24 protein-coding genes and 1 riboswitch are annotated in these 26,986 nt (G+C 38.3%); of the genes, 7 read left to right on the forward strand and 17 right to left on the reverse strand.

Going from position 1 to position 26,986, the window contains the following annotated elements:
• Positions 1 to 146: 146 nt before the first annotated feature.
• Positions 147 to 1,076, reverse strand: coding sequence for a glutaminase A (gene glsA, locus BM000_RS01355; protein ID WP_091493925.1), 930 nt, complete (start codon positions 1,074 to 1,076; stop codon positions 147 to 149).
• Between the two features lie 113 nt (positions 1,077 to 1,189).
• Between glsA and BM000_RS16955 the strand changes: the two genes are divergently transcribed.
• Genes BM000_RS16955 through BM000_RS01365 form a run of 3 tightly spaced genes read left to right on the forward strand, consistent with a single transcriptional unit; the run spans position 1,190 to position 2,014 of the window.
• Positions 1,190 to 1,642 carry a ZIP family metal transporter gene (locus tag BM000_RS16955; RefSeq protein ID WP_245751546.1) on the forward strand — a complete coding sequence of 151 codons (453 nt, stop codon included), beginning with the start codon at positions 1,190 to 1,192 and terminating at the stop codon, positions 1,640 to 1,642.
• Between the two features lie 16 nt (positions 1,643 to 1,658).
• Positions 1,659 to 1,823, forward strand: coding sequence for a hypothetical protein (locus tag BM000_RS16715; protein WP_177178166.1), 165 nt, complete (start codon positions 1,659 to 1,661; stop codon positions 1,821 to 1,823).
• On the forward strand, positions 1,817 to 2,014 hold the full coding sequence (locus tag BM000_RS01365; RefSeq protein ID WP_091493928.1) for a hypothetical protein: 198 nt from the start codon (positions 1,817 to 1,819) through the stop codon (positions 2,012 to 2,014). Before BM000_RS16715 ends, BM000_RS01365 begins: the two co-directional genes overlap by 7 nt.
• A gap of 32 nt (positions 2,015 to 2,046) precedes the next feature.
• Here the strand turns inward: BM000_RS01365 and BM000_RS01370 are convergent, their stop codons facing one another.
• The 3 genes from BM000_RS01370 to BM000_RS01380 form a co-directional block, all read right to left on the reverse strand.
• Positions 2,047 to 2,601 carry an NADPH-dependent FMN reductase gene (locus BM000_RS01370; RefSeq protein WP_091493931.1) on the reverse strand — a complete coding sequence of 185 codons (555 nt, stop codon included), beginning with the start codon at positions 2,599 to 2,601 and terminating at the stop codon, positions 2,047 to 2,049.
• 131 nt (positions 2,602 to 2,732) lie between these two features.
• The gene (locus BM000_RS01375; protein WP_245751547.1) at positions 2,733 to 3,425 is read right to left on the reverse strand and encodes an SDR family oxidoreductase; all 693 of its coding nucleotides are present in this window, start codon (positions 3,423 to 3,425) and stop codon (positions 2,733 to 2,735) included.
• Positions 3,426 to 3,489: 64 nt separating this feature from the next.
• Entirely contained in the window at positions 3,490 to 4,494 is a 1,005-nt protein-coding gene (locus tag BM000_RS01380) for an LLM class flavin-dependent oxidoreductase (protein WP_091493936.1), read from the reverse strand.
• A 394-nt stretch (positions 4,495 to 4,888) separates the two neighbouring features.
• Between BM000_RS01380 and BM000_RS01385 the strand changes: the two genes are divergently transcribed.
• The gene (locus tag BM000_RS01385) at positions 4,889 to 5,587 is read left to right on the forward strand and encodes a CPBP family intramembrane glutamic endopeptidase (protein ID WP_091493938.1); all 699 of its coding nucleotides are present in this window, start codon (positions 4,889 to 4,891) and stop codon (positions 5,585 to 5,587) included.
• Positions 5,588 to 5,621: 34 nt separating this feature from the next.
• Here the strand turns inward: BM000_RS01385 and BM000_RS01390 are convergent, their stop codons facing one another.
• The 5 genes from BM000_RS01390 to uxaC all read right to left on the reverse strand — a co-directional run bounded on the left by BM000_RS01390 (position 5,622) and on the right by uxaC (position 11,914).
• Positions 5,622 to 6,512, reverse strand: coding sequence for an AraC family transcriptional regulator (locus BM000_RS01390; protein WP_177178167.1), 891 nt, complete (start codon positions 6,510 to 6,512; stop codon positions 5,622 to 5,624).
• A gap of 240 nt (positions 6,513 to 6,752) precedes the next feature.
• Positions 6,753 to 7,952, reverse strand: coding sequence for a 3-phosphoglycerate dehydrogenase family protein (locus tag BM000_RS01395; RefSeq protein ID WP_245751548.1), 1,200 nt, complete (start codon positions 7,950 to 7,952; stop codon positions 6,753 to 6,755).
• 120 nt (positions 7,953 to 8,072) lie between these two features.
• Positions 8,073 to 8,154: riboswitch (ZMP/ZTP riboswitch) on the reverse strand.
• 143 nt (positions 8,155 to 8,297) lie between these two features.
• Positions 8,298 to 9,398 (reverse strand): radical SAM/CxCxxxxC motif protein YfkAB, encoded by a 1,101-nt coding sequence (gene yfkAB, locus BM000_RS01400; protein ID WP_091495009.1) that lies wholly within the window; start codon positions 9,396 to 9,398, stop codon positions 8,298 to 8,300.
• 208 nt (positions 9,399 to 9,606) lie between these two features.
• Positions 9,607 to 10,134 (reverse strand): hypothetical protein, encoded by a 528-nt coding sequence (locus BM000_RS01405; protein ID WP_091493946.1) that lies wholly within the window; start codon positions 10,132 to 10,134, stop codon positions 9,607 to 9,609.
• Positions 10,135 to 10,510: 376 nt separating this feature from the next.
• Positions 10,511 to 11,914: a glucuronate isomerase gene (gene uxaC / locus BM000_RS01410; RefSeq protein ID WP_091493949.1), complete on the reverse strand. Its 1,404-nt coding sequence runs from the start codon at positions 11,912 to 11,914 to the stop codon at positions 10,511 to 10,513.
• Positions 11,915 to 12,040: 126 nt separating this feature from the next.
• On the opposite strand from uxaC, the gene BM000_RS01415 reads away from it, so the two are divergent.
• Positions 12,041 to 13,027, forward strand: coding sequence for a LacI family DNA-binding transcriptional regulator (locus tag BM000_RS01415; RefSeq protein WP_091493951.1), 987 nt, complete (start codon positions 12,041 to 12,043; stop codon positions 13,025 to 13,027).
• A 5-nt stretch (positions 13,028 to 13,032) separates the two neighbouring features.
• On the opposite strand, the gene BM000_RS01420 is transcribed toward BM000_RS01415, so the two are convergent.
• The 8 genes from BM000_RS01420 to BM000_RS01455 form a co-directional block, all read right to left on the reverse strand.
• Positions 13,033 to 15,201: a glycosyl hydrolase family 28 protein gene (locus BM000_RS01420; RefSeq protein ID WP_091493953.1), complete on the reverse strand. Its 2,169-nt coding sequence runs from the start codon at positions 15,199 to 15,201 to the stop codon at positions 13,033 to 13,035.
• A gap of 12 nt (positions 15,202 to 15,213) precedes the next feature.
• Positions 15,214 to 15,681 (reverse strand): hypothetical protein, encoded by a 468-nt coding sequence (locus tag BM000_RS01425; protein WP_091493956.1) that lies wholly within the window; start codon positions 15,679 to 15,681, stop codon positions 15,214 to 15,216.
• Between the two features lie 11 nt (positions 15,682 to 15,692).
• Positions 15,693 to 16,787, reverse strand: coding sequence for a glycoside hydrolase family 88/105 protein (locus BM000_RS01430; protein ID WP_091493958.1), 1,095 nt, complete (start codon positions 16,785 to 16,787; stop codon positions 15,693 to 15,695).
• An 11-nt stretch (positions 16,788 to 16,798) separates the two neighbouring features.
• Positions 16,799 to 18,364, reverse strand: coding sequence for a glycoside hydrolase family 43 protein (locus BM000_RS01435; RefSeq protein WP_091493961.1), 1,566 nt, complete (start codon positions 18,362 to 18,364; stop codon positions 16,799 to 16,801).
• A gap of 14 nt (positions 18,365 to 18,378) precedes the next feature.
• Positions 18,379 to 19,875, reverse strand: coding sequence for a glycoside hydrolase family 28 protein (locus BM000_RS01440; protein ID WP_091493965.1), 1,497 nt, complete (start codon positions 19,873 to 19,875; stop codon positions 18,379 to 18,381).
• Between the two features lie 116 nt (positions 19,876 to 19,991).
• Complete coding sequence (locus BM000_RS01445; protein WP_425425154.1) at positions 19,992 to 20,855, reverse strand: carbohydrate ABC transporter permease; 864 nt, start codon at positions 20,853 to 20,855, stop codon at positions 19,992 to 19,994.
• A 45-nt stretch (positions 20,856 to 20,900) separates the two neighbouring features.
• Entirely contained in the window at positions 20,901 to 21,875 is a 975-nt protein-coding gene (locus tag BM000_RS01450) for an ABC transporter permease (RefSeq protein ID WP_091495011.1), read from the reverse strand.
• A 249-nt stretch (positions 21,876 to 22,124) separates the two neighbouring features.
• Positions 22,125 to 23,660: an extracellular solute-binding protein gene (locus BM000_RS01455; RefSeq protein ID WP_091493970.1), complete on the reverse strand. Its 1,536-nt coding sequence runs from the start codon at positions 23,658 to 23,660 to the stop codon at positions 22,125 to 22,127.
• A 298-nt stretch (positions 23,661 to 23,958) separates the two neighbouring features.
• Here BM000_RS01455 and BM000_RS01460 point away from each other — a divergent pair, with 298 nt between their 5' ends.
• Positions 23,959 to 24,597, forward strand: a complete 639-nt coding sequence (locus BM000_RS01460) for a YesL family protein (RefSeq protein ID WP_091493973.1) — start codon at positions 23,959 to 23,961, stop codon at positions 24,595 to 24,597.
• 81 nt (positions 24,598 to 24,678) lie between these two features.
• Entirely contained in the window at positions 24,679 to 26,973 is a 2,295-nt protein-coding gene (locus BM000_RS01465) for a helix-turn-helix domain-containing protein (protein ID WP_091493976.1), read from the forward strand.
• Positions 26,974 to 26,986 lie beyond the last annotated feature (13 nt).

The raw sequence follows: 26,986 nt of genomic DNA on the forward strand, positions 1-26,986 counted from the left end.
TGCCGTAACTAGGGTGGGATTAGTTTTATTTAACTTAAGACGCTTTGCGTTAACCTAGCCTACTTTTTCGTGATTCTCGTTAACGCAAACACGCTTTGCATTAACCTAGCGAACCTTTTCGTGATTCTCGTTGACGCAACCAACTTCTAAAACATACTCAACTGGTATTGAGACGATAATAATTCAAGTAGCCTTAAGCCAGCAATGCTATTGCCTTTTTCATCTAAAGCAGGGCCAAATATACCGATTCCGAATTTCCCTGGGACCGCCGCCATAATCCCACCAGATACACCGCTCTTTGCTGGAATACCAATTCTAATGGCAAATTCACCAGAGGCATTGTACATGCCACATGTCACCATAAAGGTCTTACAGATTCTTGCAACTTCAGTTGGAATGACTTGTCTTTTCGTTACGGGATTAAGACCATCTTGAGCAAATACCAGCCCAATTTGAGCAAGCTGACTACAATTCACCTCAATTGCACATTGCTTCGTATATAAAGCTAATAGCTGATCGACGTCTTCATTAATGCGTTTGTGCTGCTTTAAGAAATAGCTGAGTGCCCGGTTTAAATGAGCTGTCGCAAACTCCGATTGTGCGATCTTAGGACAAAACCCAATAGCGTTATCCCCTGCTAATTCACGCACAAGCGTTACTAAGCGCCTTACTCTGTCCTCAACAGATTGCCCATTTATTAAATGGGTCACAAGCAATGCTCCAGCATTAATCATTGGGTTTAACGGCTTCGTTGGGGCAAGATTTTCTAATTTGGCAATTGAATTAAACGGATCTCCTGTTGGCTCCATCCCTACTCGTTCAAATACATAATCTGCCCCGTGATCAATTAGTGCCAATGCTAAGCTGATTACTTTTGAAATACTTTGCAAGGTAAAAATTTTGCCGACATCACCAGCAGAAACGCACGTACTATCTGGGTATCTAATTGCAATTGATAAATCATTTTGCTTAGCTTGAGCTAAGGCGGGTATGTAATTAGCAACCACGCCATCCTTACTAACTGATCTTGCTTCTTCTACATAATTTAAAAGTTCCTTGCTACTTTTACAAAACATTCTCATCACCTAAATTTAGTATGTACCTTTTTAACCTTTTTTACGATAACATCCTTACTGTTATCGCTAATTAAGGTATAATTATTGTAATAAACTAAAAAAGGGTGAGAGCAATGTCCAAGCAACATGAAGAATACCTGCTCATAATTGAACAGCACTACGATAAGAATCAGCTCAATAAATTAAGAATCCCTCAGCTTAAGCGAGCAATTAAGCATATGACTTCTTACGCAGATACGTGTACAGATTGCCGCGAACAGTTAGTGGCAACAGAGGAACATCTCCATACTCTCGTCAAAGAAATAGACCAAACAGAAAAACAGGATCTAAAAGTACATGTTGCCTTTGTTAACCACATTGTTAAACATTTGGAAAAAGAGCACAAGCTAGTGACTGAAGGCTACTATATGTCAATTTTTATGTCAATCGGGATGAGCATTGGGCTCGTTTTAGGGCTCACTCTGTTAGACAATATTGCTCTGGGGCTTCCAATTGGTATGAGTATTGGCTTAGCGGTTGGTATAGGACTTGATGCAGACGCTGCGAAGAAAGGTAAACAAATTTAATAAGGGAGTGATGACAGTGGATCGACTTTTAATGATCACATTAATGATGGTGCCATTTTTCTTATTAGCTTTTGGCTTACTGTGGCGCATACTACCACCTAAGCAAATTAATAAACTCTATGGCTATCGACATCCCAGGAAGCCTGGGATTTTGCCCACCGGCACAGTGGAAGCGTGCTAATTAAATCAGGCATAACCATGATCTTGTTTACATTTTTATTCATTATTATATTTATTAACGCACAATTACCTGAGTTCCTTGTCCTGAGCTTCTCAACACTACAGCTTGTCATGCTGATCCTAACGCTATTTCCGACTGAAAAAGCAATTCGGCACCAATTTGATGAAAATGGTAATCAGATTAATGACTAAAAAAAAGCCTACCAACACGGTAGGCTTACACGTTAACGAATTGTTTTTAAAGCGCCACTCCATTTGACAACCTGATCAAATAGTTCAGTGGCATTGTTCTCATGATAATCAGCGGGTTTAAAGACTGAGAAGTTTTCAAAATCACTCATTAATGAGAAGGTTAACGCTGTGCGCACATCGGCAACTTGAAGCTCGCCAAGAATAAGTCGTAGATTCTCGTGCGCGCGAACGCCTCCTAAGCTACCATAGCCGACAAAGCCAGCCGCTTTATTGTTAAGCTCTGGATTTAAATAATCTAATGCATTCTTTAGAGCGCCACCTACTGCATGGTTATATTCAGGAGCAACAAAGATAAAACCATCAAATGAAGCTATTTTTTCTTTCCAAGCAGCAATGACTTCATTTACCTGTGCTTGACTTTCTTCTGGCACTGCACTACCTAAAAGCGGGAGATTATAAGCTTTCAAATCAACTAACTCATACTCGGCATCTGAGCGTTTTTGGGCAAAGTCATAAACCCAATTAGCTACAGCTTCCCCATTTCTTCCTTCGCGAACACTACCTAGAACAATCCCTATTTTCAACATAAAAATTCCTCCTTAAAATTAATCTCAGTTTCAAGATAATTATATTATATCTCGAATTTGAGATATTGTCTAATCATTTGTTTAGTTTTTTTAAAAAAACGAATATGTGCATCTAGAAAATGAGCGTTAAGTTAAATATCCATTGGTTTCCCTTGATAATCTATAAAGTGCAGCTGATCTTTTAATGTTGGTCGAGCGCTCATTAATTGATAAATAGCAGCGGCAGTTTGATTAGGATCGAGCGGTGCTTGCTTCCCTCCCATATCCGTGTGCATCCACCCTGGATGAATAGAAAGGACTTCAATGTCTTCCTCTTTTAATGCTAGAGCCAGCTTCTCAGTAAATAGATTTAAAGCAACCTTCGACAGACCGTAAGCATAGTCTCCCGCATAAGTATTGGTTATACTACCCGCTTCGGAACTTATATTTACAATTAGAGATTGCTTATTCTTTTTTATCAGCTTAAGAAAATGCTTAATCACGCGAACTGGACCGAGCGTATTAATATTAAACGCCTGCAAGGTAGCTTCCAGATCGAGATGTTCTATATCGTTATCTCGCTCATTTAGAATCGCGGCATTATTAATAATCACATCAAAGCTGATCCCTTTTTGTTCAAGCTCACTTGCTGTTTGTTTTATTGCTGCTTCATCGGTTACATCCCATTCAATAAACTGTAATGATTCATATTGCTCGCGCAAACGGCTGATGTATGCATTGCTATTTCTTATTGTGGCAAAAACACGATGACCTTGTTTAAGCCCGTACTCAACTAAGGCAACACCTAATCCTCTACTTCCACCAACTACTAAAATATTCATCATTATCATCTCCTTTTTTGGTCATAGTCGCTTTCTGCTAATATCTTCTACATTTAAGATTCAGCTATTAGCCTTGATCTACTATTTCTTTCAAAAGCTGATAAGAGCGCTGTTGTTTATCACGATCAAAGATATAAGATACTGCAATCAACTCATCAACATTGAATTCATTTTGAAAATTGATGAGTTGCTGCTTAACTGCTGCTTGGCTACCAACAAAGGTATAGCTTGACATTGACGTAATTGTATATTTCTCATGCGCGGTCCAAATGGCGTCCATACTATCAACTGGTGGGCTTAACGGTTCGCTTAAACCACGGACAACATTCAAGAAAAATTGCTGCATTGATGTTACCTCTCGTTTTGCTTGCTCATCGGTATCTTGAGCAATTACATTAAGGCATACCATCATATACGGCTCACTCAAATAATTTGATGGCTGAAATTGTTGCCGATAGATTGTTATTGCTTCAGCCATTTGTTGGGGGGCAAAGTGGCTAGCAAAGGCATAAGGCAATCCTAACTTAGCCGCTAACCGAGCAGAATCTGTCGAAGAACCTAATATGTAGATCGGTACTCCTGTCTCGGCACCCGGGAAAGCTTTAACATGCCCCTGCTTATCTAAGGGACCAAAGTACGTCAATAAAGATTCGACATCCTGCGGAAAAGTATAAACAGCTTCATGCCCGCCTGTTCTTCGCAAGGCATTCGCCGTTAACATATCCGTACCAGGTGCCCGGCCCAATCCTAAATCTAATCGATCAGGATACATCACAGCCATCGTACCAAATTGCTCAGCCACAACTAGGGGGGCGTGATTCGGGAGCATAATTCCACCCGATCCAACCTTAATGGTCTTTGTATTAGCCAGTGTATGATTAATTAAAATAGCTGTCGCTGAGCTTACTAGTGTTGGTGAATTATGGTGCTCTGCAATCCAATAACGCCGATAACCCATCCTTTCTGTTGCTTGGGCAAGTTCAACAACTGCTTCAATAGCTTGTTTTTGAGTTTCCCCTTTTCGAATTGGTGCAAGGTTCAAGACAGACAACGGTATATTTATTCTCGTCAATAAAATCACATCCTTAAGCTTAGCATTGCCCATATGTTAGCACGTGATTAGAGGATACTCAATTTTTTTGACTTCACTCACTTTCTTATAAATAGTAATTTTTAGGTTAGGGAGCTATTAGGCAAGTAAATCCATATAAAAAATTCAATTTAAAGCTTTTTTAGACTGGCAGGACCGTCTTTCTTTTTAAAAAGATGTTAAAATTTTCACCAGCAAATTAGCCATGTCTGCCTTTCTATTGCGATATTATAAAACATCCGACATTTCTAATACTAAAATTATCGAGCATAAACCATCACTAGGGCGTATAATTTTTAATTAGCTATTATTAAAAATTAGTTATCTCAGTCCCATAGTAATCAAGTCGAAACAAATTAAGCCACTGGAGGTTATTATGAAGTACTTTAAATTAACGATCTATACCATTATCATGTTTTTGGTGACGCGGTTATTATCCCTCGTAGCAAGAAACCCAATATTCAATTTTAGTATTTTTAATAATACAGTTTTAAATTATCACTTAAACTATCAACTAAGCGGATTAATTATAGCTGCCGTATCTTTATTAATTCTCTATATTTTTGCAGATAAAATTAGATTAGGTTATTTAAATGCTAATCGTCAGGGCAAAATAAAACCTTCAGCTTTATTAGGGATCAAACACGAGGGAAGATGGGAAAGTGATACTTGGAGTATCGGCGCAATAATGGTAGCGATTATCGGAGCTGTAACCTTATTACAAACATTTAGATTAGGGTTTAGTTTTAGTTTAACAACCATATTGATGGTTGTTCCATTGGCAGCTTCAAATGCTTTTACTGAAGAAGTAATTTTTAGACTTTCTTATGTAACAATGGGAGAAAATGAAACGAATTCTTCACTATACGGTTTAATTATGGGATCAATTGTATTTGGTGTTATCCACTATTGGGGCATTGTACCAAACGGGCTATTCGGAGCGCTAATATCAGCGTTATTAGGGCTTTTTTTAGCTAAGTCTATTCAAGAAACAAAAGGATTCTATTGGGCTTTTATGATACATTTTCTGCTTGATGTCGTCATTATGTTTTTTATATTTAATGTTGCTGCATAATCTAGATTATTAGCAAGACAAGTACAACCTATCATCAAGATAAAGTTGCCCTTGTTTTTTTGACTTGTATCCATATTTCCTTGCTCACAGATGGCTCATCAATACGTTTGACATCCCCGACAAAGAAAATGATCGGTTCATTATCAATGATTTCATATTCAGAGGAAGGTAACCATTCGGTAAGAATTTTTATCCAAACTTCTTGAAGTGAGATATACTTGTTTTCCTCAGAGGTGAAAACTGCCCAAGTTGCTTTAGGAACATCAAGGCAATCTAAGTCCAAGACATTGTTATTTGTAGTTAGTGTCCCCATCATAAAGTCACATTGAATTTTTTCTTCGTTCTCACTATTAAGCACATTGTAGGTAGCACTGTATCCCCCATAAGGTTTCACATTGGACAGTTCCGCTAGTTTATTATGTATATTAATACCTAAGGCTTCTCTCATATCTATGATGCTGTTACTTATATCTCGATAAAAATCTAAAAGCCTTCTTTTAATACCAACAATTTTAAAAGCTTCCTTCTCCTCAATTTTATAATTCATTTGAGATCCACCCATTATTGTTAATTGAAAAGTTATTGGAGAATATGATTTTATAGCAGTGTTCTTCGCAAAGACGTCTGATGGATTCACTCCGTGTACTTTATAAAATGCTTTTGTAAAAGCATCGGGTGAATTGTAGCAATATTTAGTGGCTACATCTATAACTTTCATGTTTCGTTCTCTTAGGTCATAGCACGCTAAAGTCATTCGTCTTTTACGAATATATTCTAGCAAAGGCACACCTGATAACAAAAGAAAGATCTTTTTGAATTGAAATAATGACATACCTGTAATTTGCGGAATATTCTCGTCTAGATTTAATTCTTCTGCTAAATGATTTTCAATATACAACATAGCATCATTGATCTCTCTGGACATATTAACCACCATTTCTTACATCGTTATTTACTCTATTATACCAGCATGACATCTCAAAAGGATTAATTTTCTGAAGAAGATATGTTTTGAGAGAGCAAAACGATCATGTATGCCGATGGTCTCGCTATACAAAATCATTAAAAATTTCAATAAGACAAAAAAAGCTCGCAAGTCATTAGAATAAGGACTTGCGAGCATTGATAAAACAAAAGAAAATTAGAAATTTATACTGAAATCTTATTAAATAAATCTAGTTTTGACAATGCCTTCAATTTGCTTTAACTGCTTGACTATTTTTTCAGACATAATCTGCTCAGAATTTGTTTCGAAATCAATAATGGTATAAGCATGATCTTGCTTTCCTCGATTAACCATGTCAGCAATATTCAATTGATATTCAGATAAAAGCTTAGTAATCTGACCAACCATATTGGGAACATTCAGATGAAATACCGTTAATCTTTTTCTACCTGTATAAGGCAGGTTTGTATTTGGGAAGTTAATCGCATTAGTAACATTCCCTGTCTCAATGTAATCCTTTAACTGACGAGCAGCCATAATCGCACAGTTTTCTTCAGATTCTTTAGACGAGGCACCTAGATGTGGAATTGGAATGACGTTGTTCATTTTTAAAACAGCTTCATTCGGGAAATCAGTAATATATTTGCCAACCTGCCCATGATCAAGCGCTCTGCCCATGTCTTGATCATTAACAAGTTCTCCTCGAGAAAAATTTAGTAGATACACGTCTTTTTTCATTAGATTAAAAGCAGTTTGGTTAAACATTGCTTTTGTCTGATCAGTTAAGGGGGTGTGGACAGTGATGTAATCAGCACTTGCGTATAGCTCTTCGATCGATAATACACGCTTAACTGACCGAGATAAATTCCAGGCCATATCAATTGAGATAAATGGATCGAAGCCGACAACATTCATGCCCAGTTCAACTGCGTCATTTGCTACACGAGCACCTATCGCACCGAGTCCAATCACACCAAGTGTTTTGCCACTAATTTCTTTACCAATAAATTGTTTTTTACCTGCTTCAACTAGACCAGGAATGTTCTCACCATAGCTAACAAGCCTTCTTGTCCAAGCAATGCCATCAAATAACTGACGAGAAGCAGCCATTAAAGTCGTTAGCACCAATTCCTTGACCGCATTGGCATTGGCACCTGGTGTATTAAAGACGGCAATGCCTTCTTCCGTACACCTTTCTACTGGAATATTATTGACCCCTGCCCCAGCTCTGGCAATCGCCAACAAATTAGCCTTGAACTTCATGTCATGCATATTAAAACTACGAAGCAAAATACCTGCTGGCTCCTCCGCTTGTTCATTTATGACATAGTTATCTGCTAAAATCTTTAATCCTTTTTTTGAAATTGCATTTAACGGTTTGATCGTTTGTTTATGACTATCTAATATTGCCGTTTTCACTGATTGTCCTCCTCTTAGTAAGTTGATTAATATCATCACTTTACTTAATTAAAACGCTTCAGTTCTGCTGAGCCCTGCCCTCCTTTTTAAACAACAAAAAGGTAAGGATTGAGAAAATCCTTACCTTGCCCAGGCGAACGGCTTATGTTATACAATACGCTCCCTCACGGTCGTTCCGTGTACGCCAGTTACGTATCGACATCTTTAACTATAATTAATAAAACTATAACAAACCTGCTCTTAAAACGCAATATTAAAAAACATCAACCTTATTTCTTGTAACATAGTCAATTTATTGTTGTTTTAAGCTTCTTTTCTTTTTTACAACTGTAAAAGCTGCGGTAACTATTTAACCAGTTTAGCTTGACGAATGGTAAAGTCAACTTCGGGATAATAGGTGTTTTTCACAAGAATGTTCGGACCTAAACATTGCACCGCCGGGCAATGACAACTTAATTGCTTCGCCACCGTTGTTTCGTTCCATTTCTGATAAGCTTGTTGAAAGGAACTATCTTTGATATTACCAAGCGGTGGCACATCACCGAAATCCGTTACAATAATATCACCTGAAAAGATGTTAACATTTAAACGGGAGCGACCATCCGGATCATTTCTCACGGACACATTTTTCGTTTGATATAGACGATCTAATAATGCTAAATCCTCGTCTGATTGACTACAAGGATAAAAGGGTAACGTCCCAAAAAGCATCCAGAGCTCCTGATCGCGGTAATTTAACAGCCTGGTAATCCCAGCCTTCATTTCTTCGAGACTTAACGTTTCTAAGTGACTAGCGAAGTCAACTGGATACATTGGATGTATTTCGTGTCGGCTACAGCCCATCTCGACAACATGATCATGAATTTGCTCTAAATAGGGAAAAGTACGTTTATTAAGCATGGTCTCTGCTGAAACCATTACACCTGCCTTCGATAAAGCTTGTGCATTTGTTACCATTTGATCAAAGAATTGTTGACGATTTTGCTCAGACGGTTTCCGCTCCATCCTAGCAAATCCTGTCTCAACAAATTCCTCTGCCGTGCCCCAATTATGCGAAATGTGTAATACATCTAAATAAGGAATAATAGCTTCATAGCGATTAAATGGTAAGGTCAAATTCGAGTTTAATTGTGTCTTCACACCTCGATCGTGTGCATATTTCAGTATGGGTAGTACATACTCCCTGACTGATTTTTTTGACATCATTGGCTCGCCCCCGGTAATACTTAGGGTGCGTAAATGCTTAATTTCATCTAGGCGCTGCAAAATAAGTGGTAACGGCAGTGCCTCGGGATCAACTGTCCTAAGATCGTAGCCGACGGCACAATGGGCACAGCGCATGTTACATAATGTTGTTGTCGTTAGTTCAATACTTGAAAGAACCATTTCGCCATGCTCGCTGACATCACGATACGCTTCCCAAGGATCTTGTTTTGGATTTGTCATGAGTTGATTCAATCTGTTTCCGCCTCCCTTTTAATAGCAATGTCCGAACTAGGCACTGCATAAGGTTATCGTATTTGTTTACTTGCTGATTTTAACATATGGACAAGCGATTGAATAGGTTAATTCTGTCCTTTTACTAGTAGACTTCTTAGCTAGATGCATATAAAAAAGCTAGCCTCTATACAGAGACTAGCTTTAGAATGGTAAATTATTGAACTTCAACAGCACCGGTAACAGTACCACCAGATAGGTCTGCTGAATCTTGATACTCTTCACTAGCAAAGTAAAGATTTCCTTCAATTGTTCCATCTGGCATTGAGAAGTTATTTGCTTCTACATAGACGTCACCAGCGAATGTACCACCTTGTAGACGTGTGTTTTCGTTTTGAACAGTTAATTTAGGTGCAGTTAAAGTGAACTGATCAATAATATTACGGTCTTCATCTTGTGTATAAAGTGCTAATTTACGAGCTGGCTCGCCTTTGCTTTCAAATTCTCCAGTAAGCACTAACTCTTGATCAGTTGAGAAATCATCTTCAAAGATAATAATCCATGCGCCATCGGCAGAAACACCATTTACTAAAGAATCTTCGTCAGAAACGACAACTTGCGTTGCACCTGAGCTTGCATCTGTTTCTGGAGCTGGATCTGCTGTAGTATCCTCATCATCTCCACCACAAGCTGCTAACATACCTAATACTAATACCATCATTAATAAACTTAAGATTTTTTTCATTATTCTTTCTCCTCCTATTTGTCTATGTATTGTGACTTGGTTCACATACTATATTAACATATTAATCATAAAAGTCTGTGTACAAATTGTGAATTATTGATCAATTAAAAAGCTTTATTTATTAAAATTAGGTTTTAAATTTGCAGGTAAATAGACTATAATATCTTGTTACTTTAATTTATGTAACCGCATTACCTTTTATAATAATGTGTTTTCTTTCTCTACTATGTATAAATTTTCAACAAGCATTTGAGAAAGATTTCCTATCCGTGATCTTAAAACATGTTATTAACTTCACAAATATTATATAATCATATGTTTGTGAATTAACGCTCAAAAAAGGAGCACTGATGCTTAGATCAGGGCTCCTTAGGGACTACTGGAAGTCAAAATATCTTTTGGCATTCTGATAGGAAATTGCCTCAATAATATTCTGCAAATACGGGGCATGATTTGGGTACTCACCTTGTTCAACCCAATTAGCTATCAACTGACATAAGATTCTTCTAAAATACTCATGTCTAGGGTAAGATAAAAAGCTCCTTGAATCGGTTAACATCCCGATAAATTGGCCGAAAACGCCAATATCAGCAAGTGTTTCCATTTGCTTTAGCATTCCCTTCTTCGTATCATTAAACCACCAGGATGTGCCGAGCTGCATCTTACCGGGAATACCATCCCCTTGAAAACTTCCAATAATCGTTGCTATTATAGGTAGGTCATTGGGATTTAGTGAGTAAACAATCGTTTTGGCTAGTTGTTTTTCCTTTGCTAATTCATCAAGAAATTGCGCTAAGGAAGATGCAAGTAAATGGTCACTTATACCATCATAGCCAGTATCAGGGCCTAGTTCATCAAACATGACACTGTTTAGATTTCTCGATGCGTTAAAGTGAAGCTGCATAGCCCAGCCATAGTTATGGTACTGCCGTGCTAGCTCCGTTAACGTATAAGATTTAAATTTGTCACGCTCCTCCTTTCCAATCTGCTCTTGCTTTAGTGCTTTTGCAAAAACAGCTTCAGCTTCCTCAAACGAGGTATGACTATAGTTAAATTGATCTAAAGCATGATCGGAGACGCGGCAACCCTTGTCATTAAAAAAGCTTATCCGGGTTATTAAAGCGTCTAGAAAAGTTTGATAGTTATGAACTGCCACACCAGAAATACCCGCTAACTGGTTCTTCCAATCGAGAAAATAATCAGCATCAATCGCAAGTGCTTTATCAGGTCGAAAGCTGGGTAGCACAAGGACATCAAAAGATTTATCTGCCGCGATTTTTTCATGAAAGTCTAATGAATCAATAGGGTCATCTGTGGTGCAGATGACGCTAACATTAGACTGATTAATTAACGATCTAACAGTTAACTTGCCTGACGTTAACAAGTGATTAGCTTGCTCCCAAATCCTTGGCGCGCTCTGTTCATCTAACAGCTCATCTATTTGAAAATACCGTTTTAATTCTAAATGTGTCCAATGGTATAGCGGGTTTCCAATTAATTGCGGAACAGTTTTTGCCCAAGCTAGGAACTTGTCATAGTCAGTTGCCTCACCTGTAATATAATACTCATCCACTCCGATAGCGCGCATGGCTCGCCATTTGTAATGATCACCATATAGCCAAACTTCAGTAAGGTTTTGATAACGCTTATCCATGTATATCTCCTCTGGGTTTAGATGACAATGGTAATCGATAATAGGTAAGTCACGGGCATAATGATGATAGAGATCCTTAGCAAGCTCACTTGTTAGTAAGAAATCATCATGAATAAATGGTTTCATATAAGCAACTCCTCTGTTTGAATTTTTTCTTCACTAGCTAAACTAGCTTTTTTTTATTAAATTAGTGAAAGACTTTGTTAAATATGTTAAATTAATTAAAAATGAATGATTAAGGATGTTGAATAAATGAGTGTAACCATTAAAGATATCGCCATTAAAGCTGGGGTAAGTTACTCTACTGTTTCAAAAGCACTCAACAATAGTCCCCTTGTAAAACAAGGCACAAAAGATAAAATAACGCGTATTGCAAATGAATTAGGCTATCAACCTAATTACGCAGCACAGCGATTAGTCAATAAAAAGACCAACATGATTGGGCTAATTTGGCCAACAATAGAACGTTCAGTTCCTGCACAACTCGTCATGTTAATTCGAGAAGCACTTGAACAAAAAGGGTTTTCAATGATTTTATCAGTTGATCCAATTGAAACGGCATTAGAAATGTTTAAGCGATTTCAGATTGATGGCTTAATTATTTTTGAGGGCAGTGATCGGTACGACTTGAGTCAAATTAACATTCCTTTAGTTGCTTATGGCATTAATCGACCACACAAACATTACCCTCTAGTTGATGCAAACCATCGGGCTGCAATTGGCAAAGCTATTGATCACTTTGTTAGACTTGGTCACCGTCATATTCAATTTGTCGGGCAACTGGATAGTAAAGACCCCTTTCAACTTGAGAAACAGAACGGCTTTACTCAGGCATTAGCGGAACATAACTTCAAATATACGCAAAACAATGTTATTGGTACTACGGGTCTGGATTGGTTTGATGGCTATCAAGCCATTCAAAAATGCATTGAATCGCATCGGCTTGGCAGTGCGCTTATAAGTGCCAGCTACGAGCTCAGCCAAGGAATTGTTCGCTACCTTGCTGAGCATAGCATCCAAGTTCCAGACCAAGTATCAATCATTAGCTACGATAATATTATGCAAATGTCACATATTGAAATACCTTTATCAGCTGTTGGTGTCACACTACCAGAACTAACCCATGTGATTGTATCAAAATTATTACAGCAATTCGGTGAGCAGCCTCTGCAAACGATGCTAACGAAGCTCACACCAGAGCTAGTCATTAGGCAATCCTCGTTAAAATCAGTTCAGTAGTGAGATTATGCCATGTTTAGCTTTGGTGTAGCTGATGCTATTACCTTAATTCTGCTCCCTTCAGCATCATCAACGTTAATCGCTAAATAGTCAGCGTTAATTGGTTTAAAGTGAGCTAATTCAAGATGACTGCTTTCTCTGATCGAGAGCTGACTATCAGCAGCTAAAACCTTTTGCTTTATATGATCGAAATAGATAAATTTAGCATAATCAATTGTAATAGGCTGATTAGCTTGACTATTAATTTGGGTGAGCTTAATATTCATAATTGGCTCTTCTGGTAATCCAGTAATCTGGAGCGTTTTATCTGCCCCTGAAATATTTATATTAGATAATTCCAATTCCCTAATTAGGGGTAATGTTGACAAGCAACGCGTTGCTATCTGCTCTTTCTCATGAGCATAGTCCATTCGAATGGAAATAGCTTCATGCTTGATATTAACCATCTGAATATCTTTAATTTGGATTTGTTCAATGCTCCCCCCTCTTCCCCGCATTGTTTTAATCCGAATACCACGATCTGTTTCAATAAACTGACAGCGTCGAACCTCGACATGACGAATACTCCCTGACATCTCACTGCCAAGTACAAATCCGCCATGACCTCTAAACACTTGACAATCCTCAATAATAATTGATTCGCTAGGTATGTTAGGGCTTTGGTCTCGCTTACCAGACTTAATACAAATAGCATCATCGCCCACGTCAAAGAGACATCCCTTAACCATGACAAAGCGGCATGATTCTATATCTAAACCATCTCCGTTTTGGGCATACCACGGATTACGGACAGACACTTGCGCAATTGTCACATGCTGACATAGCCAAGGATGAATAGCCCACGCAGGCGAATTTTGAATCGTAACACCCTCAATTAAAATGCGGTTACTATCCCTAATGCTAATTAAACAAGGTCGTAAGTAATCCTTGACTTGCTCCAAATCAACTTGCTTTAATAATGAACCAAGATCACTATTCTCTAGCAGTTTTTGGCCTTTTAATGCTTGTTCAGACGGCCACCATACTTCTGTAGTAGCATCAACAACACCACCACTTTGTATAAGATTTGTCCATTCATAAGATGGCAGCTTCCACTTTTTAATCGGACGCCAGCCACTTCCAGCACCATCAATTATTCCTTCACCGGTAATGGCTACGTCCTCAACTGCTTCAGCATCAATTGGTGCTTGACATCTTGGCATGACAATCCCTTCAAAGCTTGAATTTATGATCGGGTATGCATGTTTATCATGGTTAAATAAGAGGACAGCACCTCGGTTTAAGTGCAAATTTATTTTTGATTTAAGCTTAATCGGCCCCGATAGCCAAATGCCCCGCTCAATGATAATCTTTCCGCCACCCTTTTGGTGACAATCTTGAATCGCATCAGTGATGGCTTCCGTATTATCAAATTGTCCATCACCTCTTCCGCCGTATGCCGTTAATATGACGGAATGATCCGGGATAACAGGTTGGTGGCAATTAAAAGCCTCTAGTTCTGGTTGCTCAAGATCAACAACGAGATCATTCGTTAGTGGCAGATCACTTTTTTTAAGACAGGCTATCACTAATTTAGCAATAGCTTGCGCACCATCATGAGAAAAATGGGTTTTATCCAGGACATGCTTTCCTTCGCTATTTTTTTTAACAGTAAACAAGGTCTTTGATACTGCTCTCCCCAAATTTTGATAAAGTCGGGCACTCTCAAATGTTAAATCTAAACAAGGTAGCTTCAAATGATCTGCAAGCTCACGTACTGCATTTGCATAGTCTTTATGGGTATTAATTATCTTATTTTCATCATTAAAGTTACGTCTTGATACTGGTGTAATTAAGACAGGATAGGCCGCTTTTTCCAGAGCTGTACGGATATAATTAGCTAAGTATGTTTTAAATTCATTATTAGGTTCTGTGTGTCTGTTCGAATCATCCTTTTGATCATTATGACCAAATTGAATAAACAAGTAATCACCAGCTTTTAATTGATCCGCGACCGTTGCAAAATAGCCCTGCTCTAGAAAACTTTTTGAGCTTTCGCCCGATTTGGCTGCATTGTGAATAATGATTTGATCGGAAAAGAACGGTGCTAGTTTTTCGCCCCAGCCTGTTTTGGTTGTGTTAGATTTATCAAAGTTGGCAACAGTAGAGTCGCCAATTAAGTAAATGGTTGTCACTTAAATTCACCTCTATTTGTTGCTAGTTCCCGTTAGTGCAGCAATTATAGCTAGAGCATCAGCTTGATTTCTACTGTATTTCGGTACCATGACAATAAATGTTTGATTCTGATCACTTTGCCCCTCTATTTTAAGACCGTAAGTATTCGTCTCGCCAGAGTTAGGGTCCGTGCCCTTAAGTGCTGTCAAATTGTTATCTCCAGCTAGTAAGTTGTCTAATGGCACTAACCCCTCCGGGTCAAAGACTGTTGTGTTGACAAGCGTTTGATCAACCACTAACACATCGCCATTGTGTGAAGCAATTTCCATAATTAAGCGCTCATAGTTATTCGACAATAGTTCGACATTAGCCTGTTGGTTATTAGCAATCTGCAACTGAGCTGGTTGATCCGATCCAAAGACCAGTACATCAAGCTGATCTTGTTTTGCACAGCCGGTGATAACCAGGACCAATATTATAACGAGAAAGTAGCGTTTCACTCTTATCACCTTTATTCTGCTAATTTTGCAATTTCGGTACTTGCTAATACAAATGCACCAACACCATGAAGGTCATTTGCACACGTTTCTCGATTTAAATAAAAATCATAATCACCAATTGATGTCCCAATACAAATCCCCTCTAAAGTAAAGCCCTGCTCTGTACTAGTCTTAACAAATTTATCTGTTAAGCTCGCATAGCTTGCTAGGATAGGAGCTTTATAGGTAGCATCAATATAGTTGCGATTAATCGACTTAGCAATGGCATGAATAAATAATGCTGAACAGGATGATTCAAGCCAATTATTTGGATCACTTCCCTTATCAATAACTTGATACCAAAGGTTTGTCTCCACATCACGATAGCTCATAATCGCATCTATTAATTCACTTAGTACCGGCCTCAGTTCTGCCTGAACCTCATTATCTTCAGGGAGAAGATCTAAAAATAGCGTCAAGACCATGACATACCAGCCCAATGCTCTTCCCCATATTTCTGGTGCGTGTCCTGCTTCCATTGACCAAGGTGCTGCTTTACTTTCGTCATAGCCATGGAAATACAGCCCCGACTGATTATCTTTCGTATATTTGCGCATTAGTCGCTCCTGTAATAGCACATCCTTAATCAAGTCTGGCTCATTAAAACGCTGAGCGAATTCAACCATAAATGGTCCAGCCATATAAAGCCCATCTAACCACATTTGATAAGGGTACTTATCCTTGTGCCAATAACCGCCTTCTTTAGTCTTGTTCAACGTGTGGTAGAGATGTCTCAGTTTACTGGCTGCTAGCAAATAGCGGTGATCACCGGTTTCATCAAATAATGGATAAAGAATTAAACCAGCTTGAATGGCATCTAATTCTCCTCTAGCAAATAACAGGTTGCCAGATTGATCAATTAACCCATCCGCATATCCCTTTACGTAATTAAAATAGCTTTGCTTGCCCGTGACTTGCCATAAATCTAGCATACTCCAAAGAAACACCCCTTGATGATAGTGCCACCGTTGACGAGGTGGCAATTCATTAGGTTCATACGTTTTCATCAAGCTCTGGCAGGCTAGCTCTGCCCAATCAATTGCTGATTTATTTTGTTTTAATAACATTTCTGCTCCTCCTAATCTAAGCCTTGATATTCAAAGCAATCAAAGTCAGCTCGATTTGAGCTTTCAAAACCATTACTTGAAATAAACATCCCTAAGTACGCACCGACGAAGCCCCCTGCCACATCTGTACTCAAAATCGTACCACTCACTTTTTCGGCAAGGCACTGCCAGTTAACGTCATCCACACTATATGAGAAGGTATAGCTTTGCTGATTGGCAGTAACCCTTAAGTATAACCGTTTTGTCGAAAGCGGCGTTTTAGCAATAACCTGTTCTTCCCCAGCTTCCCGATGAATCAGTTGTAAAAAGGGTTCTCCTGCAAATTGGCGGTACTCAAACCGGAACTGATAGTCATGATTCTGAAGTAAAGCTAAGCCTGCTGCTTCATCATCCTGAGTCGGTTGGAAATCCATAACTGTTTGCGCTAAAAAAGATATGTGTTGCTGCCGTCGTCCAATGAAAGCGGGATTGTTTTCTTCAGTTAGTTTGACTGGCTTCGCCTTTAGTCTCAAAAAGCCTTGCCGCTCTGACAATGACCAGAACTCACCTCGAGGGGTGCGGATGAAATTCCAGTACGCATTTAATCGCTCGCTATTAAAGTGATCACAATTTGGCTGCTCTTGCCATCTCCATTCAGGTAAATGTGGAAAGCGTGTTTCCATTTCAATAATGCCCTTACCAGGGTTAACAACCGGCCAATTATCCTCCCAGTTAACAGGGGTTAGAAACGTCTCTCTTCCTAGATTACGATATGGCCCTCCATAGGGGCGACTAGCTAAACACACTAACCACCACTCGCCTATCTGGGTTTCAATTAAATCAGCATGACCAACATTAGTAATTGGATAATCCTTGCCTAAATGACGATGAGTTAGAATTGGATTAATCTTTGCTGCTTCGTACGGACCTTTGACAGATGGGCTACGCGCAATTGTGACTGCATGGGTAAAGCCCGTGCCACCTTCAGCAATCATCAAGTAATAGTACTCACCTCGTTTATATAAATGTGGTGACTCTTGAGCATGGGCATTTTTTAGTGCACCATCCCATAGACTGTATTTCTCACCAATGAGCTTCCCCGCTTGAATGTCTAACTCCTGTAGCCATATTTCATTATGTTTATGATAATCAGGACCATTCGGTGGCATGCGGTTGCCGGTATAATAAACTCGCCCATCATCATCAAAAAATAAAGATGGGTCGATCCCTGGTGCATCAGGTAGCCATATTGGATCAGACCATTGACCAGCAGGATCTGAGCTAGTGACATAAAAATTACGCCGCTCTCCAGTTTGGCTGACAACGAACGTTGTAATCATGTAAAATAAACCCTGATGATAGCGAATGGTTGGTGCATAAATGCCTCTAGAAGCCGGTGTATAGTCCAGATCAAGTTGATCAGGACGATCAAGTACATGACCAAGCTGCCGCCAATTAACTAAATCTTTACTATGAAAAATTGGGACACCCGGATAGTATTCGAATGTCGATGTAACCAGGTAATAGTCATCTTCTACCCGACATACCGATGGATCTGGGTAAAAACCAGGTAGAATGGGATTTTTAAAAGTCTTCAATGATTAACACCTCTCTATTGCGTAGCTAAATAGTTAACGCCACGTTGATCGTACTGTCTGCCAACAATCGTATATGTATCGACATCCTCTAACTCAACAACTGGTAGGTGATCTTGATTTAGAGGTGTTTCAAGATTATCGATTAGGAGTTGATTACATGACTTAGCTGTTAGCGCTACGCTTTCGTTAGTTTGAATCCGCATTGACGAGCAGGTTAAGTTTTCAACATACTTTGCAAACACTCCTGCCCCACTCATAAACAGCTCTTCTTTAACCATATCTGGTTCGCCACCAACTTGGTTCTCGCTGTTCATTTCTATATCAATGTTAGTGAGTTGAAGATTGCGAATAGGCATCTCGGGAAGGCCATAAATAAAGCCCGCTGCAGCAACAATGTTTCGTCCAATTAAATTACTAATTTTAATATCTGAAATAACAGGCGTTTTTTCTGTTACTGGCAGCCATCGATCCTCCGATGCTAAGGTATTATGTTCAGAAATTCCATAGCGATAAAAGGCATTAATTGCTATTGGACACAGACAATCTTCAACAATAATATCGCTGGCAATAACTTGCTTAATGTAACCACCGCGCTCCCGGTTTGTTTTAAAGCGAATCCCACGGTCTGTGCCAGTAAAAATACAATTACTAATTACAACATTTTTTATCCCACCGGAATGCTCACTACCAAGGACAACTCCCCCATGACCGTGAAGCATTGAACAGTTGGTAATGGTAATGTTTTGCGATGGAACTGCTGTTTGTCTACCATCTTCATTTATCCCTGATTTTATTGCAATACAATCATCACCAACATCAAAATGACAGTTTGCTACCCGAACATGCTGACAAGAATCCAAGTCAAGACCATCACCATTTGGCGTGTCAGCAGGATTCAAGATCGTTAAATCATGGATGGTAACATTATCGCAATAAACAAGATGGGTATTCCAAAACGGTGAATGTTGCAAAGTTATACCCTCTAGCTTAACGTGTCGACATTTAAACAGCTGTAACAGTGCCGGACGCAAAAATTGCGAATCCCATTCCACTAGATTGGTATTTTCAGCTTCGGTTAGGTGAGCATTTAGTTTCTTAAGCGACCGAGTAACAGCCGTTTCAAACGGTAACCCCTGTTTAAGCTGGTGATTTATTGCCCACCATCTCTTACCCTGCCCATCAATTGTACCTTCACCCTTAATAGCGACATGCTCAAGCTCACTGCCAAACAATAATGGTGAGAATCCATAGCAATTGTAACCAGACCATCTCGTTTTTTCAGGTGTGTAGCGATCAAACTGATCATCAAAAAATAAAACGGCACCAGCAGCTAAATAAATTGTTAAGTAGCTTGCTAGCTTTATTGGTCCAGTTAGATACTTACCTGCTGGAAAGTAGATTGTTCCACCGCCCCCTTCCGAACATTGGTTTATTAATTGATTAATCGCAACAGTATTATCAGTCTGACCGTCGCCGCAAATCTTAAATTCTGTTGCCAAGTAATCCCGCATATCGTCTCCTCCTGGGCTCCCGCTCCATTTTAGTAAGTCCCCACATGATGACTAAACAACATGCGGGTATGATCATAACTTCCTAGCATACTGAGCGCGCGTAAGCATGCCTATTCTTAACCTTTTACCGATCCTAATAATGCTCCCTTGGCAAAATATTTCTGCAAAAATGGATAAACAAGTAGTACTGGTACTGTTGCAACAACAATTGTCGCCATTTTAACAGTCACCTCTGGAGGTGGCACATCAGTATACGATGTCCCATCATAGCTGAAGCCACTTGCCAAGACTACGATTTGTCTTAGTAATACTTGGACTGGCCATTTATTAGAATCACTTAAATAAAGGATGGCATGCATGTAAGTATTCCAATAGGTGACGGCATAGAATAAAGAAATTGTAGCGATTGATGGCAGCGAGACTGGGATAACGATTCGGAACAAGATACCGAAATCAGTTGCACCATCAATTTTTGCAGACTCCTCTAATCCTTGCGGTAAATTCATAAAGAAGCTACGTAAAATAATCATATTAAAGGCATTAACCGTTACCGGAATAATTAAAGCCCAGAGCGTGTTTAACAACCCAGTTTGCTGAACGACAAGAAAAGTTGGAATCATCCCACCATTGAATAGCATGGTAAATACAATTAAGAAATTAAGGGCACGTCGTCCAACCAAATCTTTCCGTGACAGTCCATAAGCGGTTAATATTGAAAAAAACATACTCCAAACTGTACCTGCAACGGTGATGAAAACAGAAACCCCTAATGCCCTAAAAATAGTATTTGTTGAAAAAATAAACCGATAAGCATCAAGCGTGAACTTAGTTGGAAATAACAAAAATTGTGTGCTCGCAATTTCTGCACTTGTTGCAAATGAGCTTCCGACAACGTGAATAAATGGTAAAATGGTTATTAACCCGATCAACGCCAACAACGTGTAATTGACACTATCAAAAACCTTACTTCCTAATGACATACGCCCTTTTCTAGCCTTTTTTTGCATAGTAATCACCTCGTTTGTCTAGTATATACCTTCTTCGTTAAATGCTTTCGCTAATCGATTGGCAACAACAACCATGATCAGCCCAACAATTCCTTTAAAGAAACCAACCGCTGCACTGTAGCTAAATTGCCCTTGCTGTAGACCTGCTACATAAACATACGTATCAAAGATCTCACCAACATTACGGTTTGAAGCATTTAATAATAAGTAAACATGCTCAAAACCTAATTCAAGTACATTACCAATCTTTAAGATTAGTAAAACGATAATGACACTTCGAATTGATGGTAAGGTGACATGCCACATTTGCTTAAACCGATTCGCCCCATCAATTTTAGCCGCTTCGTACAATTGCGGATCAACGGCCGTAATTGCAGCTAGAAAGACAATTGTTCCCCAACCTGCCTCACGCCATATTACTTGCAAAATATAGATTGGCCTGAACCAATCCGCATTCATGAGGAAATTTATCTTATCCAAACCTAGTACCTCTAAAAGCGAATTGACAATCCCACCATCCAACGTCAGCATAACAAAGCTAATGGACACAATAACAACCCAAGACATAAAATGAGGAACATAGATAAGCGTTTGAATCCCACGCTTGAAAAAGGTATGCCTAACCTCATTAAGCATTAATGAAATAATAATTGGAATTGGGAAATAAACAAAAATTTGCAATCCAAACAACATCAAGGTATTGCGGAAAATGGTCCAAAATTCAGGACTGGTAAACAAACGCTCAAAATGAGCAAATCCAACCCAGTCACTACCTGTAATGCCTAAATACGGTTTATAGTCTTGAAAGGAAATGATCAACCCATACATTGGCAAATAACGAAAAATTAGAAAGTACACAATACCTGGTAAAATCATTAAGTAAATCATTTTATTTCGTTTAATCCGACGCCAAAGCTCTGCACGTCTCTTTTGTCGCAGCTCCGATACTTGCGCTTTTGTTTTTTTTACTTTAGGAACTGTAATGCTTGTCATCATCTAAAACCTCTTTTCTTTAGCAGTTGTAAAAGCTAGCTATAAGCTTACGTTAACTGATCAGGGTGCTTCGGTAAATAATCATTTTCTAAGTTCACACCACAATGTGACTACGCTTACAAACTAGTCACAAGCTGCTAATTGAACATGTAAAAATGATTATAGTCAAGTCTTCTTGAATCGCTTTAGTAATGAAGGAAATGCTCATCTTCTAATTCATTTAGAAGATGAGCATTTTATCTTTATTCCTTAATTCGATGCATTAAATTCATCGATTATATTTTGACCGCCCTGTGACTTCCAATTGTCAATAGCAGCTTGGAAGCCATCCTCATCAATTTGACCAAGTATATATTGATAGGTGGCATCAGTAATAATTTGCTGTAAGCGCGCACCATCTCTGGTAAACGTTTCGGAATAGAGTGGGATGGTTGGATCCTCAATTAAATAGCTTTCGTTATCAATAAATAAATCTTCTGATTTTGCTTTTGGCTCATATTCAAAGTAACCCTCAAATCGTCCATTCGTTTCAGGCTCGCCAATTTCAATCCCTTGGTACGGTCTTACTTCACGATCCATTAAAGCAGAATCTTCTGTTGGCAGTGCGCGTCCTTCGACAACCTCATAGTGCACACCCTCAATTCCCCAATAAGCATAATTCATTACTTCTGGTGTCATCATTTGATCAAAGAAGGTTAAGATTTTTAGCAAGTCTTCTTCTGTTTCAACTGAGCTTTTCGGGAACATCACCATGTTTCCATAGCCAGGAATCGCCCAAATGCCATACTCACCAGTGGGACCTTCTACATAATTGTGGACATCAAGCTCAATATCAGGATTAATGGCAACTGCATCTGTGTAAAGGCTATTGACATCACCCATTGACCCAACGTATATACCAGCTGAGCCATTTTTAAAGAGCTCTTGTTGATCAACCTTGCTTGTTACTGGAAAATCTTGATTAATGTAGCCGTTACTGTGTAATTCTTTAAAGTAGTCCATGGTTTGCAAATATTCATCAAACATAAATTCTGGGAGCAGCTCACCATCTGCTTCACCCCAATTGTTCGGCGTGTTAAACCAAGAAGCGGCCGCCTTAAATGCACCGTAAATCAAATCATCACGATCAGTCACACCAAATGTATCGTTTTGCCCATTTTGATCAGGATCATCTTCTGTGAAAGCGCGGGCCATTTCAAAGAAATCGTCTGTTGTTGTCGGTGCTTCAAGACCTAGGTTATCAGCCCAATCCTTACGATAAATAATTCCCTGTCTAGAAAGCGGTCGACCTTGATAAAGTGAATAGAGCTTACCATCAACACGTGTATTATCTTGGACATTCTCTTTTAATTTCTGCAAGTTTTCAAATTGATCTAAGTAAGAATCTAATTCCCAAAACTGACCATCTTGAATAGCATCACGGAATTGAATAAAGGTAGCTTGATTCTTCAAGAAAACAGCTTCTGGTAATGTATTAGTAGCGAACGCCGTATTCAAGCGATCTTCGTAGTTGTTATCTGGTACCCACTGAATCTCAATTTTTGTATTGGTAATCTTTTCAATCTCTTCTAAAGTTGTTGTTGCGGGAACCTCTGGCGTATGCAAGTTAGCCATAATAGTAAATTCAAATGGCTCTTCATCTCCTTCACTAGCACCTGCCTGCTCACTCCCCTCTGCGTCTTTCTTGTCAGCATCAGAGGAAGCGCTTTCATTATTGCAAGCAATTAGCAATAACGAAAGTAATAATAACATTAACCCTATTAACATTTTACGACTTTTCAACATTTAACAACCCTCCAAAATTTTTCTTAAATTGTGTTGCACCTAAATAGTATGGCAAATGTTAAATTTAGTATATAATCACTTTTACATATCCTAGAATGACGATTAAATAAGCGATGATTATTGTTCGCTAAGTGCTAGGCATATCAGCATTTTCGTTATAATAATCATTTTATTTGGTGTTAACATGTGAACAAACTTATCTAATGATTATCATTTTTTGCCATAGATATCTCCTATAATCATACAAAAGTGTTATAATAATGTCGACAGTTATTTTATAATTAAGTAGGTGAACAGAATGGAGTATCAAACAATTTGGTCAAAATTAAATCAAATCGCTTTATGGGTCAGTCGGTTAGCGTACCTTAATCTACTCTGGGTCTTTTTTTCATTAATAGGTTTCATTGTATTCGGGCTAATGCCAGCAACAATAAGTATGTTTGTCATTGTCAGGAAATGGCGTGAAAACGAAACAGACTTTCCACTTTTCAGTTTTTTTTGGACTATCTATAAACAACATTTCAAACAAGCTAATTTACTTGGTGGTTGTTTATATTTATTTACGTTTTTATTACTTATGAACTATGCTTATGCTGGACAGATTAGTACACAGAGTTGGTATACACCGTTCTTGTTTTTAACCATTATCGCAAGCTTTCTCTTTATTATTCTTTGCATGTATATTGGACCTGTTTTTACTTACTATCGTTTTTCATTTAAGCACTACCTTGGCTATTCGATTCATATCGGTTTAGCAAATCTACTACACACAATTGCTATGCTCGTCTGTTTATATGGCGTTTACTATTTGACTATGAAAGTCCCTGGTCTATCCTTATTCTTCAGTATTTCTGTAAGCGCTTTTATCGTTGATCACTTCGCCCAGTATAGCTTCCGCAATGTAAGGGTCGCTGATGTTAACCAAGAGCCTACTTAAAGACATAACAATCTACTAAGTACACAATTTATCCATGCTTATTAGCACGCTATAGCTAGAGAAGAAATGGGAGTAGATCATATGAAGAGAAGTAAATTAAATCATTTTTATAAGATTATGATTATGTGTCTTATTTTAAGTACAGTTCCTGTTATCGCAACGGGGACACTTTCCTATTGGCAATCTTCACAGGCCATTCAAAATTATGCTAGTCAAGAGAAGCTTCAAAACGTTTATCAGATTCAGACCAATGTCGAGCAGGTACTTAAAAATATTGATCATTCAATCACTTACTTTGTTCGAACCTCTCAATTACAAGAGTATATTCGTGAGCCCATCTCGGGTGAGGCTTTTCTTGATTATCAAACAATTAAACGTGATCTTAATCATCTCCAGTCCTTGGATACTGGAATTGAGGATATTGTACTGGTCAGCGCTGAGCAAAACTGGCTAATGAATAATAATGGACTCGTGAGGCTTGAGTTAGAGCAGACAAAGAGAATGGCCGATTATTATTTCTCTTTTCCAGGAACATCAATGTGGTTATTAGAAGAGTATGACCATATTCAAGTTCAACATAGCGTAAGGCGGACCAGTCAATACTATATTAATTTAGTTAAGAAACTCCCGCTCCTGTCGACCAATAAAACCGGTTTAATTAGTGTTTTAATTCCGAGTCATTCCCTTACTGATTCAATGGGCCACAGTCTCGAGTCCGAGTCTTTCCTTGTGTTAGATGAAAATCAGCAAATCATCTCACATTCAAACCCAGAATACATTGGTAATGACTTTATTATTCCAGAACAAATTAACGAACGACTTACGCAAAAAACTGGTGAAGGACAATTTGATTACACCATTGATGACATCCCTTATAAGGTCACCTTCTTAAACTCGGACTACAATAATTGGACTTATCTGTCACTGGTTAGAATTAGTGATTTAAATAGTCGCTCAAATGCAATTGGGTGGGTAACACTAATTATTTGTGTCGTACTATTATTGTTATCATTTATTGCCTCAATCCTAGGAAGTAAGAATTTATATCGACCAATTAGACGGATTCAAGATGTCCTTGTGCAAGCTCTTGATAGTTCCACAGCTGGCAAGGTGCCATTGAGTAATGAGTTTACTCTAATTGAAGGCCATATTAATAATTTGTTAAATGAAAACAAACATTTAGAATCTCGTATGCAAAATCAAATTAACCAATTAAAGCAACTGTTTATTATTCGATTGCTGCAAGGGAAAGTTACGGTCAGTGAGTTGGATAATAAGTTAAATACCTTTGCCTATAATCGGGAATGGTCCCAGCTCACCTTACTTTCCTTACAAATTGATAACACACAAGAATGTCCGTTTAATAAGAACGATACCGACTTGCTGTTATTCGCTATTAATAATGTTATTGAAGATTTAATTCATACTGAAGCACGCTTCACACCTGTTGTTATTAACCATACCCAGTCCACCATACTGCTGTCTAATTTTACAGGTGCAGAAAGCTATACGCGTTTTATTAATGAGCAAATTAGTTTTATTCAAACAGAAATTAAACGGATCTTTTGTTTATCAGTAAGTATTGGGATAAGTCAGCCTTTCACTAATTTACTTGCTGCTAAAGAGGCGTATAATGAAAGCCTTGAGGCGCTTAAATATCGAATTAAAGTAGGTAGTGAGTCGATTATCTTTTACAATAATTTAAATCGGGATACCAAGCTCTTAATGGATTATCCGAAAAAGATTAAATACAAGCTGTTTGATGCCATTAAACTTGCTAATCAAGCAAAAGCTGATCAAGAGCTTGATAAGCTTTTTGAACATATTATTAAAGAGGACCACCATCATACTTATTATCAAATTATTCTCAGTCGTTTTTTGTATGATCTCATTGAGTTAAAGCAGTTGCTAGGCGTGGAGCTTGATCATGAGAACAATCAAGCCTATCTAAATGCCTTCTTTGATCTAAAGACATTACCATTAATAAAGAAATGGTTTAGGGATCAACTCATTAAGCCAATGATTGAGCGTGTTGAGGTTAGAACGAAATCAGAGGACAAAACGCTCTCGGAAAAAATCATTCAAATTATTCAAGATGATTACGATCAAGATATTACTTTGGATATTATTGCTTCAAAACTACATTATAACCCAAACTATTTAAGCAACATCTTTCAAAAAGAAACAAATCGTTCTTTTAGTGAATATTTGCTGCTCTATCGTGTCAACAAAGCCAAAGAATGGCTTGCCGATACCAATCTATCAGTCAAAGAAATTGCCGGCAAGCTCAAATATAATAATTCACAAAATTTCATTCGTTCTTTTCGTAAGGTTGAGGGTATCACCCCCGGAAATTATCGCAGTCAATATCGCTAAAGAAAGACCATGA

The sequence above is a fragment of the Amphibacillus marinus genome, assembly GCF_900110345.1.
Taxonomy (GTDB): domain Bacteria; phylum Bacillota; class Bacilli; order Bacillales; family Amphibacillaceae; genus Amphibacillus_D; species Amphibacillus_D marinus.

Excerpts from the sequence above, each read along its gene's own strand:
- glsA (WP_091493925.1), bottom strand. The coding sequence starts at position 1,076 with ATGTTTTGTAAAAGTAGCAAGGAACTTTTAAATTATGTAGAAGAAGCA.
- BM000_RS16955 (WP_245751546.1), top strand. The coding sequence starts at position 1,190 with ATGTCCAAGCAACATGAAGAATACCTGCTCATAATTGAACAGCACTAC.
- BM000_RS01370 (WP_091493931.1), bottom strand. The coding sequence starts at position 2,601 with ATGTTGAAAATAGGGATTGTTCTAGGTAGTGTTCGCGAAGGAAGAAAT.
- BM000_RS01375 (WP_245751547.1), bottom strand. The coding sequence starts at position 3,425 with ATGATGAATATTTTAGTAGTTGGTGGAAGTAGAGGATTAGGTGTTGCC.
- BM000_RS01385 (WP_091493938.1), top strand. The coding sequence starts at position 4,889 with ATGAAGTACTTTAAATTAACGATCTATACCATTATCATGTTTTTGGTG.
- BM000_RS01390 (WP_177178167.1), bottom strand. The coding sequence starts at position 6,512 with ATGTCCAGAGAGATCAATGATGCTATGTTGTATATTGAAAATCATTTA.
- yfkAB (WP_091495009.1), bottom strand. The coding sequence starts at position 9,398 with ATGACAAATCCAAAACAAGATCCTTGGGAAGCGTATCGTGATGTCAGC.
- BM000_RS01405 (WP_091493946.1), bottom strand. The coding sequence starts at position 10,134 with ATGAAAAAAATCTTAAGTTTATTAATGATGGTATTAGTATTAGGTATG.
- uxaC (WP_091493949.1), bottom strand. The coding sequence starts at position 11,914 with ATGAAACCATTTATTCATGATGATTTCTTACTAACAAGTGAGCTTGCT.
- BM000_RS01415 (WP_091493951.1), top strand. The coding sequence starts at position 12,041 with ATGAGTGTAACCATTAAAGATATCGCCATTAAAGCTGGGGTAAGTTAC.
- BM000_RS01430 (WP_091493958.1), bottom strand. The coding sequence starts at position 16,787 with ATGTTATTAAAACAAAATAAATCAGCAATTGATTGGGCAGAGCTAGCC.
- BM000_RS01440 (WP_091493965.1), bottom strand. The coding sequence starts at position 19,875 with ATGCGGGATTACTTGGCAACAGAATTTAAGATTTGCGGCGACGGTCAG.
- BM000_RS01445 (WP_425425154.1), bottom strand. The coding sequence starts at position 20,855 with ATGTCATTAGGAAGTAAGGTTTTTGATAGTGTCAATTACACGTTGTTG.
- BM000_RS01450 (WP_091495011.1), bottom strand. The coding sequence starts at position 21,875 with ATGACAAGCATTACAGTTCCTAAAGTAAAAAAAACAAAAGCGCAAGTA.
- BM000_RS01455 (WP_091493970.1), bottom strand. The coding sequence starts at position 23,660 with ATGTTGAAAAGTCGTAAAATGTTAATAGGGTTAATGTTATTATTACTT.
- BM000_RS01460 (WP_091493973.1), top strand. The coding sequence starts at position 23,959 with ATGGAGTATCAAACAATTTGGTCAAAATTAAATCAAATCGCTTTATGG.
- BM000_RS01465 (WP_091493976.1), top strand. The coding sequence starts at position 24,679 with ATGAAGAGAAGTAAATTAAATCATTTTTATAAGATTATGATTATGTGT.